The sequence below is a fragment of the Rhizobium sp. L9 genome, from assembly GCF_002531885.1.
Taxonomy (GTDB): Bacteria; Pseudomonadota; Alphaproteobacteria; order Rhizobiales; family Rhizobiaceae; genus Rhizobium.
The window spans coordinates 23,880-37,086 of sequence record NZ_NWSZ01000043.1 but is presented as its reverse complement, the minus strand read 5'-3'; the positions used below and the strand labels follow the sequence as shown (position 1 = coordinate 37,086).

The following is a 13,207-nucleotide window of genomic DNA, read 5'->3' as shown; positions in this document are numbered from 1 at the left end:
TTAAGAACGTTCAACGCGGCCGCCTCGCCGCCAGACGTCCACCAGTGCAGCATCTGCACTTCCTTGACGTCGGCAGCGCGTGCGGACACGCCGGCGCCGGCCAGAGCCAATGCGATCACCGCAGTCGTTGTCAGAAACTTACGCATCAAAGAACCTCCCAGTTCAGTTTGGAGGATGCGGAAGTATTCCCGCACCCGATCATCCGCCCTCCTCAGGCGTAGTTCATTGCCGGCCACGCCGGCCTTAGACTCTCGGCATCCACCAATTGGTGCGCTTGCCAATATGCATGTTCAGCGTCTTGGTCTCCGTGTAATCTTCGACCGCATGGCGGCCGAGCTCGCGGCCGAGGCCGCTCTGCTTGTAACCGCCGAAGGGAAGCTCTGAGGCGCCGTCCATGAAAGTGTTCATCCAGACCGTGCCCGCCCGCACCGACCGGCCAATCGTCAGGCAGGTGTCGAAATCGCGGCTCCAGACGCCAGCCGACAGGCCGTAGTCGATCGAATTTGCAATCCGGATCGCTTCGGCAGTCGTCTCGAACGTCAGAACCGACAGGACCGGGCCGAAGACTTCCTCGCGCGCCACCGCCATATCGGGTGTCACCGCTTCGAGGATCGTCGGCGACATGAACTGCCCCATGCCGAGATCGAGTGTCTCGCCACCATGGGCGACGCGAGCGCCGCTGCCCCTCGCACCGGCGACATATCCCGAGATCTTTTCCAGATGCTGCGGCGTGATGATCGCGCCGACCTGCGTCGAGGGATCTAGGGGATCACCGACCCTCACTCCCTTCGACAGCTCGGCAATCCGCCTGACGATGTCGGAGGCGGTTGATTTATGGAGGATCAGCCGCGAGCCGGCGTTGCAGCACTCGCCGGCATTGAAATAGGCTCCGAAGACAGCGGCATCGACGAAGGCATCGAGATCGGCGTCCGGAAATACGATCTGCGGGTTCTTGCCGCCGAGTTCCAACGAGATCTTCTTCAGCGTCTGCGCCGCATTCGACATCGTCAACTTGCCGACTCCGGTCGAGCCGGTGAAGGACACCATATCGACGTCCAGATGCGACGTCATGACCGAGCCGACCTCAGGTCCCGTACCGGTGACAATGTTGACGACGCCATCCGGAACACCTGCTTCCTGCAGGATTTCTCCGAGCACGAGCGTCGATCCCGATGTCAGTTCCGAGGGCTTGACGACGGTCGTGCAGCCCGCTGCCAGGGCGAAAGGCAGCTTCTGGCCGACGATGAGGAACGGAAAATTCCAGGGCGTGATGATCGACACCACGCCGATCGCTTCGCGCAGCACGACGCCGAGCGTACCATCGCCGAGCGTGTTATAGCTTTCCCCGTGAAGGTCGCGCGCAAGCGCCGCCGCGTAACGCCAGATGTCGACCGAACCGGCAATTTCACCCCGCACCTGGGTGATCGGTTTCCCCGCCTCGATCGCATCGAGAAACGCCAGCTCCTCTGCCCGCGCCGCGATCAGATCGGCAGCCTCGAGCAGGATGGCGGACCGTTCGGAAGCGGTCATCCGCGGCCACGGCCCGAGATCGAATGCTTTGCGTGCCGCAGCAATGGCGCGCTCGGCATCCGTCTTGCTGCCTGTGGGGAAGCGGCTGACCACGACCCCGTGGCTCGGCGCGATACGCTCGATCGGATCGGCGCTGCCGGCCTCCCATCTGCCGTCGATCAGCATCTGGAAATCGCGTGCTTTGTGATCGCTCAGCGCGGTGGGGTTGACCAGGACCGTCATTACCATTCTCCCTTGAACGTTGCCGGGCGCTTCTCGCTGAATGATGCGACGCCCTCCTTCAGATCGCCGGTCTTGGCGGCGAGGATCGAGCCCAGGGCTTCGACCGCGGTTCCATTGTCTTCACCGTTCGCCGATGCGATCATCAACTTGGCGATCTCGATGGCCGCCGGCCCCCTTGCGGCGATCCGTTCAGCATAGTCCCTGGCGGCGGCCAGCGCGTTTCCGGTTGGAACTACCGCATCGACGATTCCGAGCAGGCGCGCCTCCTCGGCGGTGAAAATCTCGCCGCCGAGCGCCATGCGCCGGACGGCCTGGGCGCCGAAGCGGCGCACGAGACGCTGGGTCCCGGACCAGCCCGGCACCATTCCAAGGCCGGTCTCCGGCAGGCCGATCTTGATGTGTTGCTCGGCGAGGCGAATGTCGGCGACACCTGCAAGCTCAAGCCCGCCTCCGAGGGCATGGCCGTTCAGGGCCGCGACCAGCGGCACCCTGAGCGTCGCCAGTCTTTCGAAGATACGGTGGCCGTGGCGAACCCAGGAATGACCGAATTCCTGCGGCAGCATTCCGCCCCAGGCCTTGATATCGCCGCCGGCAGAAAAGCCCTTTCCTTCGCCAGTGAGAACGGCTGCGCGAACGCCCGGGTTCGCCTCCACCGCGTCAGCCGCCTCCGCCAAAGCCTTCAGCATGTCGAGATCGAGCGCGTTCAGCTTCTCCGGCCGGGAGATCGTCAGCGTTGCCACGTGGCCTTCGATATCGACCTTGACCGTTCCGCTAGCCATGAAAGGTGCCCTCCAATGTCCGCGCCTTCTTTGCGGGAAGCGAGAGGCCGGTCTCAGCCTCAAGGAACAGTGCGGCGTCCATAACCTTGAGATCAGGCGCGACGATCAGCGGGAACTCGGACTGGTCGAGGATATGAGCCTGCAGATCGACCCCAGGAGCGATCTCGGTCAACACGATGCCGTCGGGCGTCAGCTTCATCACACACCGCTCGGTGACATAGGTGATGTCCTGCCGCTGCTCGATCGCCCGCCTGCCGCTGAAGGTGACGTGTTCGACCTCGTTCACCAGCTTCTTCAGCTTGCCTTCCCTCTCGATGAGCAGAGTTCCATCGGCGATCGAAAGCTTCGCTCCGGCGTTGAACATGCCGGAGAAGACAATCTTCTTCGCCCGCGCCGTGATGTCGACGAAGCCTCCGGCACCCGCCGTCACATGCGGCCGGAAGGAGAGCTTGGAGACATTGACCGAACCGTCCCTGCCGATCTCGAGGAAGGAGAGCAGCGATGCATCGAAGCCTGCCCCTTGGAAATAGGTGAACTGATAGGGAGACGGCATATAGGCATCGGCGTTGGAGGCGCAGCCGAAGGCAAAGTCGAGCAGCGGCACGCCGCCGACCGCGCCCTGCTCGATGACCCAGGTGACCGCGCCGTGGAGCCCCTCCTCCAGCAGAATGCGCGGCACATTGGCCGAGATGCCGAAGCCAAGATTGACGCAGCTTCCCGCTTGAAGTTCCTGCGCGACGCGACGCGCAATGACTTTCTGAACATTGAACTCCGGAACGCTGAAGCTATCGAGCGGGCGGAAGATCTCCCCTGATATCGCCGGATCGTACTGCGTCTGCGTCGTCTGCTTCTGTTCGGGATCGACAATGACATAGTCGACCAGCATTCCCGGAACCCGGACGTCATGCGGTTTCAGCGAGCCTTCCTTGGTGATCCGCTTGACCTGCGCGATGACGATCCCGCCATTATTGCGGGCGGCAAGGGCCTGATCGAGACCGCCGAGATAGGCGCCTTCATGTTCATATGTGAGGTTGCCGCGTTCGTCGGCCGTCGTAGCGCGAATGATGGCGACCTGAGGAACGATCGAGGGAAAGAACAGCCAATCGTCGCCCTCGAAGCTGACGCGCTTGACCACCGGATCGTTCGAAGCCAGTTCGTTCATCGCGCAGCCCTGCCGCCGGGGATCGACGAAGGTGTCGATGCCGATCTTGGTCAGGACGCCCGGCCGCTTGGCGGCGGCCTCGCGGTGAATGTCGAAGAGAATGCCGGAGGGAATGTTATAGGCCGGAATCTCATTGTTGGTGATCATCTGCCAGATCAGCGGCGGTTCGGCCGTCGACGGGCCGGAGGGATAAGAGCCGCCGATGACGCATTTGAGCAGTCCCTTCTTGGCGATATAGTCGACGCCCTTGATGCCACTCATATCCCCGGCGGCAATCGGGTGAAGGGTTGTAATGTGACGGGGATGGCCGGTCGCATCGAAACGCTCGCCGATCGCCTTCAGCATCAGGTCGGGGCAGCCGAGACCGCTCGACGAGGACACTGTGACAACGGCGCCGTCCGGGATCAGTGCCGCCGCTTCGGCTGGTGTCAGATGCTTCTTCATGTGCGTCACTTCGAACCCCGTTTCAATTTGCCGCTCCGCCGGCCCTCGCCTGCGAGGCTGTGCCGGCGCCGCAACTTTCGCGGACGACGAGCCGAACGGCTGTCGTCACCGTCTCCGCTTCGGCCTTGCCGGCATTGATCTGCTTGAGGAGCATCAGCGCGCCGCGGCGCCCGATGCCTTGTGGATCGACCGAGACCGTCGTCAGCGCCGGAACCGCCGCCTGAGCCTCGATGACGTCGTCGAAACCGACGACGGCAAAGTCGGCGCCCGGCTCCAGACGGCGCGCACGTAATCCGTCGCAGACTCCGAAGGCGACTGCATCGTTGAAGCAGACGGCTGCAGTGGGCCTATCGCCATAAGCAATCGCTTTTCCGATCGCCTCGACGCCGCCCGCTCGCGACGGGGCGGACGAGATCACGAGTGCCTCGTCGTAGCCGAGTCCGGCCGCTTCCATTCCGCTGCGGTAACCGGCAAGGCGATCGTCGAAGACAGCGGTATCGGGAAAACCGCCGAGAAAAGCGATACGCTTATGACCGAGACCCACCAGATGCTGAACGGCTGACATCATGCCGGACCGGTTGTCGGAGACTATGGACGACACCTTGGCGCCGGGCAGGTTTCGAACGACCACCACGACGGGAATCCCTGCCGCGACCAGTGGCTTGAAGTCGGCGGCATCGGTGGCGCGCGCCGGCGAGACGATCAGGCCCGAAATGCCATGTTCGCGCATAGATGCGACAACTTCGCGCTGCCTGTCGATGCTCTCACCGGTATTCGACAGGAACTGCACGAAACCGGCCGACTGAACGACCATATCGACGCCCACCGCCAGCTCGGCAAAGAAGCTGTTCGTCAGGTCGTTCACCACCACGCCGATGATCCTCGATTTTGCACCCGCCTGCCGTAGATTGGCCGCGCCGCGATTGTAGACATAGCCAAGCTCCCGCATCACGGCATTGACCTTTGCGCGCGTTCCCTCGTTGACGAGGGAGGAGCCCTGCAACACCAGCGACACCGTCGACTTGGAGACGCCAGCGGCCTTCGCAATGTCGATCACGGTCACCCGGTTTTTTGTCACTTCGCCCTCCCGACCCCACCGTCGTCTAATGCATATTTATTTGGAACGTTCCAAACATGTCAAGAGGTATTTCCGTTAAAGCGGCGTCGTGTGGACATTACTCCGTCGTCCTGACACCGCAGGGCGAAATTCTTTTTTGGAACGATTTAATTCGAGGCATGGACTGCCCTCAGGAACTCCTGTCCAGAGGCATTAGCGAAACTTTATCGTTTGTGGCCAATGCTGGGGATCGGGAACGTGCCAGATCCAAAGCGGGGCCGGAGATGCCGCATTCATTTGAAGCCATGCTGGAAAACCTGCCGCAGGGCATTGTTCTCCTTGACTCTGCCAATATGGTGACGGCTTTCAATGCCCGCGCGCTTGATATTCTGGGCCTTCCCAATGGCGCTCTGCGCAGAGGAATGAACATCGACAGCTTGCCCGGCACCGCTGACTGCCAGGCAGCCGCTTGTTCAGGGTTGACGATCGGCGGACCGCACACCTCGCAGTTTGCACTGTCTGACGGACGGATGATCTCACTGACCTGCGCTCCCTCGAGAGAGGGAAGCTGGATCCTCAGCTATGAAGACATCTCGACGCATATCCGCGTAAAAGACAATCTGACGGAACAGCATCACCGGTTCGATGCAGCCCTCAGCAATATGCCGCATGGGCTTTGCATGTTCGATTCGACGAAGAAGCTGATATTGTGCAATGCGTCCTATGCGCGGATGTACGATCTTCCGGACTTTCTGACGCAGCCCGGAACGCCGCTGGTGGACATTCTCGCCTATCGATGTCGGCAGGGAAATGGTCCGGCCGATACCGCCACCTATTTTGACGTCGTCTTCGAAGCGACGGCACTCGGTGCGCCGGCGAGCCAGAACATCGCGCTTACCGACGGGCGCATCATCAAAATCACCCACAATCCGATGCAGAACGGCGGATATGTGGCGACCCACGAGGACGTCACCAAGACCGTGCGGCTGGCGGAAGAACTGCGCCGCCATCACGATCAGCTCGAAATTACGGTGCAAAGCCGAACGGCAGAGGTCGAACGGCAGGCGCGCGAACTTGAGCGGATGCTCGCCCACGAGCGGAGCATCAACGAATTGCAGCGGCAGTTCGTGGCGATGGCATCACATGAATTCCGCACCCCGCTTGCAATCATCGATGCTGCCGCCCAGCGGCTGCTCCGGAAAGGCGGCACGGTCGAGGCCGAATTTCTCAACGACAAGGTCGAACAGATACGCGCATCGGTGAGCCGGATCGTCGATCTCATCGAGAGCATCCTGGCGGCCGGACGCCTCGATAACGGAAAGACCGATATCAGTTATGACGCCTGCGCGGTGGGAACGTTGATCAGAACATGCTGCGAGCGGCAGTCGGCGATCTCAAAGACGCATCGTTTCGTGCTTTGCATAGACGGGTTGCCGGAATTCATCGATGCCGATCCCCGCAGCTTAAGCCAGGTCTTTACCAATCTGCTGTCGAATGCGGTGAAATACGCGCCAGGAACCTCCGAAATTCGTGTCACGGCATGGGAGGAGACGGGCAATATAAAGGTTTCGGTCAGCGACGATGGCGTGGGGATCGATGCTGAAGACGTGCCCCGGTTGTTTCAGCGCTATTTCCGCGCGCGGACGTCGACCGGGATTGCCGGAACCGGTATCGGCCTCAATCTTGTGAAGCAGATCATCGAACTGCATCAAGGCTCGATAGAGGTGCGGAGTGCAAGAGGGTGCGGGTCCACCTTCACCGTCACTCTTCCAATCAAGAGAGCCGCTGACGTACTGGCGAGCAACGACGTTGCCTGATCATTCAGCCTATGGCCGATGGCTCGTTCCCGAACTGCCGGAGCGGGATTGCTGTCCGGCATATCTACCCTATCCTTCTCGCAATAGAGGAGGATCATGCCATGGCTTTCATTCACACCCCGGATGCATCCGCCAGCGAGAAGACGACGTCGATGTACGCGTCGGCCGAGGCGAATTATGGTTATCTGCCGAACATGTATCGTGCCTTCGGCCACCGGCCGGAGGTAATGGAGAGCTGGGCCGGGCTGCTTTCGAGCATTCGCGGCCATATGAGCCTCAGGCGCTACGAACTGGTGACCCTGGCGGCGGCCAAAGAACTCAAATCCTCCTATTGCATGCTGGCGCACGGCTCCGTGCTGCTGCGCGAGGGATTTACCAGCGACGGGCTGACGGCGGTTGTCAACGAGACCGAAAAGGCGCCGATCGATGCCGGCGAACGCGCGATCATGACCTTTGCAGCCAAGGTGGCGCGTGATGCGACATCGGTCACGCAGCAAGATATAGACGGATTGAAGAAACACGGGCTGAGTGACGCCGAAATCTTCGACGTCACGGCCGCCACAGCGGCCCGCTGTTTCTTTTCGAAAATGCTGGATGCGCTCGGCGCTGCGCCCGATCACGCCTATATCGAGCGGCTGGAGCCGAATGTGCGAAAGGCGCTCAGTGTCGGCCGGGAAGTCGAGCGGCCTCTGGCGCCCACAGCCTCGGGCGGCACATCGCATTGATGCAGTGTCGGCTGACGCCGGCGGCTGTGGCCCCTATTCTTCCGGTTTGTCGGCAAAATGCCGGATCGCAAACTCGGCAATAGTCTGGCTCGAGCGATCGGCATCGTCGAGCATGGCGGGAAATAGCTGCCACTGATGCGGCATGCCCGGCCAGACCTCGGTGGTCACATCCACGCCCTCCTCGCGCGCTTTGTCGGCGAGGCGCAGCGTGTCGTCAAGCAGGGCTTCGCCGGAACCGACCTGCAGCAATAGCGGCGGGAATCTCGTCATGTCGGCATAAAGCGGTGAGGCCTGAGGATCGGTGGCAGGCCGGCTGCCGAGATAGGTCTTACGCAAAGTCTCGAGCCACGCCTTATCGACCAGCGGGTCGCTGCCGGCATTTGCCGTCATCGTTCCGCCCGTCGCGGCGAGATCGGTGATCGGGCTCAGCGCAATCACAGCCGCCGGCAGGGGTTTTGCTGCCTGCTTCTGCCGCAGCACCGCCTCGAGCGCGATATTGCCACCGGCGCCGTCTCCCGCCACGACGACATTCTCGTTGCGATAGCCGTTATCGAGAAGCCAACGGTAGGCCGTCAGCGCGTCGTTGATCTGGGCGGGATAGGCATACTCCGGCATCAACCGGTAATTGATCAGAAGCACGTCGCTGGATGCGGCCTTGGCGAGCGAACCGGCGAAGAGGCTGTGCGTGCGGATGGAACCGCCGGAAAAGCCGCCGCCATGAATGTAGAGAATCACCCTTTTGCCGATCGGGTGATGGAGCCGGGCGGGCCACATCAGCTCGCCATCCACGCCGTCGGCATCGACCTGCCTAACCTGGATGCGCGTCGGCCCGGGCATTGTTTCCATCAGCCTGGCGAAAGCAGCCCTGCGCTCTTGCAGACTGTCGGCGCCGGCAAAATGCTCCTTCCAGAGGCCGAGCAGTTTTTCGACCTGCGCATGCGAGGACTGGCTTTGCGGCCCGATTTCCTGTCCCAGCGCCAGTGGAGACGATAGAATCAGCACCACCAAGGCGGGAAAGAGATATCTGGGCCGCTTCGACCCTCCTCGATCAGCATTCGACAAAATCCGCCCCTTCATCAATCTCTCCCGATGATGCTGCCGATGGCCGTATCTTTGGCCGCTTTGCCCAGCGGAGTCAAAAGGGTGACGAGTGCAACCTTCCGCTTTTTCAAGTCTCCAACGGAGACCGGAAAAAATCGACAATCACCGCTAGCGCGGCTTGCCATCTGGCAGGCTTCCATCGGAAATAGGCTCCCGCCCTGCCCTCAACTTCCGTGCTTCGGCTCGCTTAGGAATGAAGGATACCGATGACCACCATTTACCTTGCCGGCCCGGAAGTCTTTCTTCCCGATGCACCGCCCATCATGGCCGAGAAACGCCGATTGGCGCGTCACTTCGGCTTCGAACCGACGGGGCCCGGCAGTGACGAGAACCAGACGCCGATAAAGCGGACGGCTGCGGAGATCTTCGCCCGCAATGACGTCGCCATGCGCCGGGCCGAAATCTGCCTCGCCAACATCACTCCCTTTCGGGGCGTCAGCGCCGACCCGGGCACGGTCTACGAGATCGGCTTCATGATTGCTCTCGGGAAATCGGTCTTCGCCTATACCAACCACCCCGACGACTATGGGCTGCGCGTCCGCTCGATCTGGTATGCGGGAATGGAGATCGACGAGACGAGCGGACGCCCGCGCGGGCCTGACGGCATCGCGATTGAAAATCACGGCATGGCCGACAACCTGATGATCGACGGAGGCGTCGAGGCGACGGGAGGCAAGGTATTCCGTGCGACAACTCTGCCGGCGGATCCTGCACGCGACCTGACGATTTATCTTCAGGCGCTTCAGACGATCGCTGATCTGCGTGGGTAGGAATTGAAGCTTTTACTCTGCCCTGATCGCGTCGATCACCGCCCTGAAGCCCGCAGACATGTGTCGGCGGCTGGGATAATAGAGATAGAGCGGTTCCTCCGGCTGACACCAATCATCGAGCACCTGGACGAGCTCTCCGTCGGCAATGGCCTTTGCGACGCGAGGCTCCCAGATATAGGCAAGGCCGACGCCGCCGAGCGCTGCCTGCATCATCAGTTCGTGATCGTCGAGCGAAAGCGGTCCGGTCGGCTGAAAGCTCACCGTCTGGCCGTCCTTCTCGAATTCCCAGGCATAACGTGCACCGGAGGGAAACATGTTCTGGATGCAGAGGTGGCGCTTGAGCTCGTAAGGCGTTTGCGGCTTCGGACGCCTTGCGAAGTAGGCCGGTGAACCGACAACGACAAGGCGGATGCGCGGCTTGATGCGCAGGGCGATCATGCCTTCCGTGACGCGCTCGCCGAAACGGATGCCGGCATCAAAACCTTCCTCGACGATGTCGACCAGCCGATCGGTCGCGTTAATTTCCAGCTGCAAATTGGGATTACGTTCAATCAAAGGGGCGATGACACGGCCGATGACGAAGGAACCGATCGAATTCGGCACGTTGATCCTCACCCTGCCGAATGGCGTGTCGCGGTAGCGGTTCAGCGCATCGAGTGCGGTCGCCATCTCCCCGAACGCCGGGATGAGATGTGAGACCAGGAGTTCGCCTGCTTCCGTCAGCGAAACGCTGCGGGTTGTGCGGTTGAGCAGGCGGATGCCAACTCGGTCTTCCAGATTAAGCACGGCATGGCTAACGGCAGAGGCTGTGACGCCCCGCTCCTCCCCTGCCTTGCGGAAGCTCTTGTGCCGCGCCACGGCCGCGAAGGCGGCCAGTTCGGAAAGTTCCGTTGCACGCATTGCTGAATTCCACTCATCATAGAATCAATAATAACAAATCTTATACAGCATCGGAATTTCGGTCAAATTCAGCCCGTCAGCATAAAGATGCGACAACAACAAAGGAATTCGTCATGAAAGTCTGGTTTATTACTGGTGCATCGCGCGGTTTCGGCGCGCTGATGACCAAGGAAGCACTTGCAGCGGGCGATGCCGTCATCGCCACCGCCCGCAACGCCAAGACCATTATCGAGCAGTTCGGGGATCATCCGAACCTGCTGGCCGTCGCCCTCGACGTCACCAACGAGACGCAAGCGAAGGAGGCTGCAGCCGCCGGCATCGCCCGCTTCAGCCGCATCGACGTGCTTGCCAACAATGCCGGCTACGGCCTACTCGGCGCCGTCGAGGAAGCCACAGCCGAAGAGATCGAAAGGATCTATGCCACCAATGTCTTCGGTCTCCTGAAGGTGACACGCGCCGTGCTGCCCTATATGCGCCGCCAGCGTGCCGGCCATATCCTGAACTTCTCCTCCATCGGTGGCTATTTCGGCTATCCCGGCTGGGGTGTCTACGGCTCGACCAAATTCGCCGTCGAGGGACTGTCGGAATCCATGGCCGCCGAACTCGAACCTCTCGGCATCAAGGTGACGATCGTCGAGCCCGGCTTCTTCCGCACGGACTTCCTCGCCGACAGCTCGCTGGCAATAAGCCCGGCCTCGATCGCCGATTACGAAGGCACGCCGGCCGGAAACATGCGTAGTTTCGCCGCCGACGCCAATCACGCCCAGCCTGGCAACCCCGCCAAGCTCGCTGCCGGCATCATGACGATGGTCAACTCCGCCAACCCGCCGCTGCGCATGCCATTCGGCAGCGATACGGTCGCCATGATCGAGGCGCAGCATGCGAGTGTCGAAAAGGAACTGGCCGCCTGGCGCGAGCTTGCCGTCTCCACGGATTTTGCAAGCCACGCAACCGCTGGGGTCTGAGCAGCCAAGACCAATGCCGCCGCATTCGGATCTGGGCATGCGGCGGCAGCGCCTTGGAATTGATGCAAAGACGCCTTGCGGCGAATTGGCATTCGCCTCTCGCTGAGGATGGCCTAGATGTAAGTCAGACCGTGACCCGTGAAGAGGCAACGCATGTCCATCAAGTCCATCTGTATTTATGGCGCCGGCGCCCTTGGCGGCGCTATCGCCGCCAAGCTCGCAGGCAAGGAAGATAACGACATCGACGTCTCCGTCGTCGCGCGTGGGGCGCATCTCGATACGATCCGCAGCCACGGTCTCAGCCTGCGCGGGGCCGATGCGGAAACCCCGCTCAAGGTGCGCGTGACGGCAACCGACGATCCGAAGACATTGCCGCGACAGGATCTCGTCATCACCGGCCTGAAGGGACATCAGCTGCCGCCTGCCGCCGAGGGGATCGCCGGTCTGCTCAAGCAAGGCACCCGCGTCGTTATGATCCTCAACGGCATTCCGTGGTGGTATTTTCATCGCGATACCAGGAGCGGATATGCGGAGCTGCAATTCGACGAGCTCGATCCCGGCGGCAGGCTCTGGCGGCTGATCGGCCCCGACCGCGTGATTGGCTGCGTCGCTTATCAAGGTGCGGAAGTTGCCAGCCCGGGCGAGATCCGGCTTTCTCACAACGGCCGCTTCGTGCTTGGCGAGCCCTCCGGCGAAATGTCTGCCGATCTTTCGGCCATAGCAGCGGTGCTGACCGGCGCCGGCCTCAGCATTACGACCACGGCGGACATCCGCAGCGAAATCTGGAGCAAGTTGATGGGCAATGCCGCCTTCAACCCGATCAGCGCTCTGACGCGGGCGCTGATGACCGACATTATGGCGGATCCGTCGCTCATGGATCTGATCAGCAAGGTCATGAAGGAAGTGCGCGCCGTCGGCGACGCGGTCGGCGCGCATTTCGCCATGTCAGTCGAGCAGCGGCTGGAGCAATCGCGCCACATCGGCGGGGTTCGAACCTCGATGTTGCAAGACTTGATCGGCGGCAAGGCGCTCGAAATTACCCCGCTTGTGGGCATGCTGGTGGCGCTTGGACGCTTGATCGCCGTGCCGACCCCGGTATCGGAGACGATCCTGGCGCTGGTAACGCAGCTGGATCGGGAAAACCGGCGCGGCAACTGACAACGAGGAGAGCGGCGGCCATCGGGGTCGATCATTCCTTTCCCGACACCGCGCCGATTTCCAACTTTTCGTTAACCGGCATGCTGGTAAAATCTCGCCAAGTTATCAGACGCCGCGAGACCGATGCAGAAACCGAATTTCCGCTTCACCCATTACGATCTCAAGGAACAGCGAGCCGGAACGATCGTCGAGGTGTCTCTGAATGCGGTGAACAATGTTCGTCTGATGACGGCGCCGAACTTCCAGCGTTTCACCGAGGTTCTCGATTTCAAATATATCGGCGGCGTGGCGCGCAAGTCGCCGGTCAAGCTCGCCGTTCCGGAAAGCGGCCACTGGCACGTTGTCGTCGATATGGAAGGCCACCACGGGCTCGCGGAATCCGCCGTCAAGGTGATCGCCGCGCCTGTCAATCAGAAGACGCCACGCCCCTCCTGAGCTTTGCAGCACCGGCATCTTTTCTGACGCGCCAGGACAGGCACGGACGTGTTTTGTCGACAGACCTGATCACGAGACGGCCAATCGTACTGATCTTGATCACGATCAATGAATCATCCCGAGTCGTCGTTCACAATTCTCA

12 protein-coding genes and 1 pseudogene are annotated in these 13,207 nt (G+C 61.3%); 6 read left to right on the top strand and 7 right to left on the bottom strand.

Going from position 1 to position 13,207, the window contains the following annotated elements:
• The 5 genes and pseudogenes from CO660_RS30310 to CO660_RS30290 all read right to left on the bottom strand — a co-directional run.
• Positions 1–146, bottom strand: a pseudogene (locus tag CO660_RS30310) (sugar ABC transporter substrate-binding protein); the annotation flags it as partial.
• A gap of 97 nt (positions 147–243) precedes the next feature.
• On the bottom strand, positions 244–1,752 hold the full coding sequence (locus CO660_RS30305; protein WP_097601669.1) for an aldehyde dehydrogenase family protein: 1,509 nt from the start codon (positions 1,750–1,752) through the stop codon (positions 244–246).
• Positions 1,752–2,531 (bottom strand): enoyl-CoA hydratase/isomerase family protein, encoded by a 780-nt coding sequence (locus tag CO660_RS30300; RefSeq protein ID WP_097601668.1) that lies wholly within the window; start codon positions 2,529–2,531, stop codon positions 1,752–1,754. Before CO660_RS30300 ends, CO660_RS30305 begins: the two co-directional genes overlap by 1 nt.
• Positions 2,524–4,137: an acyl CoA:acetate/3-ketoacid CoA transferase gene (locus CO660_RS30295; protein ID WP_097601667.1), complete on the bottom strand. Its 1,614-nt coding sequence runs from the start codon at positions 4,135–4,137 to the stop codon at positions 2,524–2,526. Before CO660_RS30295 ends, CO660_RS30300 begins: the two co-directional genes overlap by 8 nt.
• 22 nt (positions 4,138–4,159) lie before the next feature.
• Positions 4,160–5,215, bottom strand: coding sequence for a LacI family DNA-binding transcriptional regulator (locus tag CO660_RS30290; protein WP_097601666.1), 1,056 nt, complete (start codon positions 5,213–5,215; stop codon positions 4,160–4,162).
• Between the two features lie 263 nt (positions 5,216–5,478).
• Between CO660_RS30290 and CO660_RS30285 the strand changes: the two genes are divergently transcribed.
• Positions 5,479–7,011: a PAS-domain containing protein gene (locus CO660_RS30285; RefSeq protein ID WP_097601665.1), complete on the top strand. Its 1,533-nt coding sequence runs from the start codon at positions 5,479–5,481 to the stop codon at positions 7,009–7,011.
• 101 nt (positions 7,012–7,112) lie between these two features.
• The gene (locus CO660_RS30280; RefSeq protein WP_097601664.1) at positions 7,113–7,736 is read left to right on the top strand and encodes a peroxidase; all 624 of its coding nucleotides are present in this window, start codon (positions 7,113–7,115) and stop codon (positions 7,734–7,736) included.
• 33 nt (positions 7,737–7,769) lie between these two features.
• Here the strand turns inward: CO660_RS30280 and CO660_RS30275 are convergent, their stop codons facing one another.
• Positions 7,770–8,744, bottom strand: coding sequence for an alpha/beta hydrolase (locus CO660_RS30275; RefSeq protein WP_097601671.1), 975 nt, complete (start codon positions 8,742–8,744; stop codon positions 7,770–7,772).
• 299 nt (positions 8,745–9,043) lie between these two features.
• On the opposite strand from CO660_RS30275, the gene CO660_RS30270 reads away from it, so the two are divergent.
• Positions 9,044–9,607 (top strand): nucleoside 2-deoxyribosyltransferase, encoded by a 564-nt coding sequence (locus tag CO660_RS30270; protein ID WP_097601663.1) that lies wholly within the window; start codon positions 9,044–9,046, stop codon positions 9,605–9,607.
• 12 nt (positions 9,608–9,619) lie between these two features.
• On the opposite strand, the gene CO660_RS30265 is transcribed toward CO660_RS30270, so the two are convergent.
• Positions 9,620–10,507, bottom strand: a complete 888-nt coding sequence (locus CO660_RS30265) for a LysR family transcriptional regulator (protein ID WP_097601662.1) — start codon at positions 10,505–10,507, stop codon at positions 9,620–9,622.
• Positions 10,508–10,620: 113 nt separating this feature from the next.
• Between CO660_RS30265 and CO660_RS30260 the strand changes: the two genes are divergently transcribed.
• The 3 genes from CO660_RS30260 (at position 10,621) to CO660_RS30250 (ending at position 13,065) form a co-directional block, all read left to right on the top strand.
• The gene (locus tag CO660_RS30260) at positions 10,621–11,472 is read left to right on the top strand and encodes an oxidoreductase (protein ID WP_097601661.1); all 852 of its coding nucleotides are present in this window, start codon (positions 10,621–10,623) and stop codon (positions 11,470–11,472) included.
• A 153-nt stretch (positions 11,473–11,625) separates the two neighbouring features.
• Positions 11,626–12,630: a 2-dehydropantoate 2-reductase gene (locus CO660_RS30255; RefSeq protein WP_097601660.1), complete on the top strand. Its 1,005-nt coding sequence runs from the start codon at positions 11,626–11,628 to the stop codon at positions 12,628–12,630.
• A 123-nt stretch (positions 12,631–12,753) separates the two neighbouring features.
• Positions 12,754–13,065 carry a DUF1883 domain-containing protein gene (locus CO660_RS30250; RefSeq protein WP_085777832.1) on the top strand — a complete coding sequence of 104 codons (312 nt, stop codon included), beginning with the start codon at positions 12,754–12,756 and terminating at the stop codon, positions 13,063–13,065.
• Positions 13,066–13,207 lie beyond the last annotated feature (142 nt).

Excerpts from the sequence above, each read along its gene's own strand:
- CO660_RS30305 (WP_097601669.1), bottom strand. The coding sequence starts at position 1,752 with ATGACGGTCCTGGTCAACCCCACCGCGCTGAGCGATCACAAAGCACGC.
- CO660_RS30300 (WP_097601668.1), bottom strand. The coding sequence starts at position 2,531 with ATGGCTAGCGGAACGGTCAAGGTCGATATCGAAGGCCACGTGGCAACG.
- CO660_RS30295 (WP_097601667.1), bottom strand. The coding sequence starts at position 4,137 with ATGAAGAAGCATCTGACACCAGCCGAAGCGGCGGCACTGATCCCGGAC.
- CO660_RS30285 (WP_097601665.1), top strand. The coding sequence starts at position 5,479 with ATGCCGCATTCATTTGAAGCCATGCTGGAAAACCTGCCGCAGGGCATT.
- CO660_RS30280 (WP_097601664.1), top strand. The coding sequence starts at position 7,113 with ATGGCTTTCATTCACACCCCGGATGCATCCGCCAGCGAGAAGACGACG.
- CO660_RS30270 (WP_097601663.1), top strand. The coding sequence starts at position 9,044 with ATGACCACCATTTACCTTGCCGGCCCGGAAGTCTTTCTTCCCGATGCA.
- CO660_RS30265 (WP_097601662.1), bottom strand. The coding sequence starts at position 10,507 with ATGCGTGCAACGGAACTTTCCGAACTGGCCGCCTTCGCGGCCGTGGCG.
- CO660_RS30260 (WP_097601661.1), top strand. The coding sequence starts at position 10,621 with ATGAAAGTCTGGTTTATTACTGGTGCATCGCGCGGTTTCGGCGCGCTG.
- CO660_RS30255 (WP_097601660.1), top strand. The coding sequence starts at position 11,626 with ATGTCCATCAAGTCCATCTGTATTTATGGCGCCGGCGCCCTTGGCGGC.
- CO660_RS30250 (WP_085777832.1), top strand. The coding sequence starts at position 12,754 with ATGCAGAAACCGAATTTCCGCTTCACCCATTACGATCTCAAGGAACAG.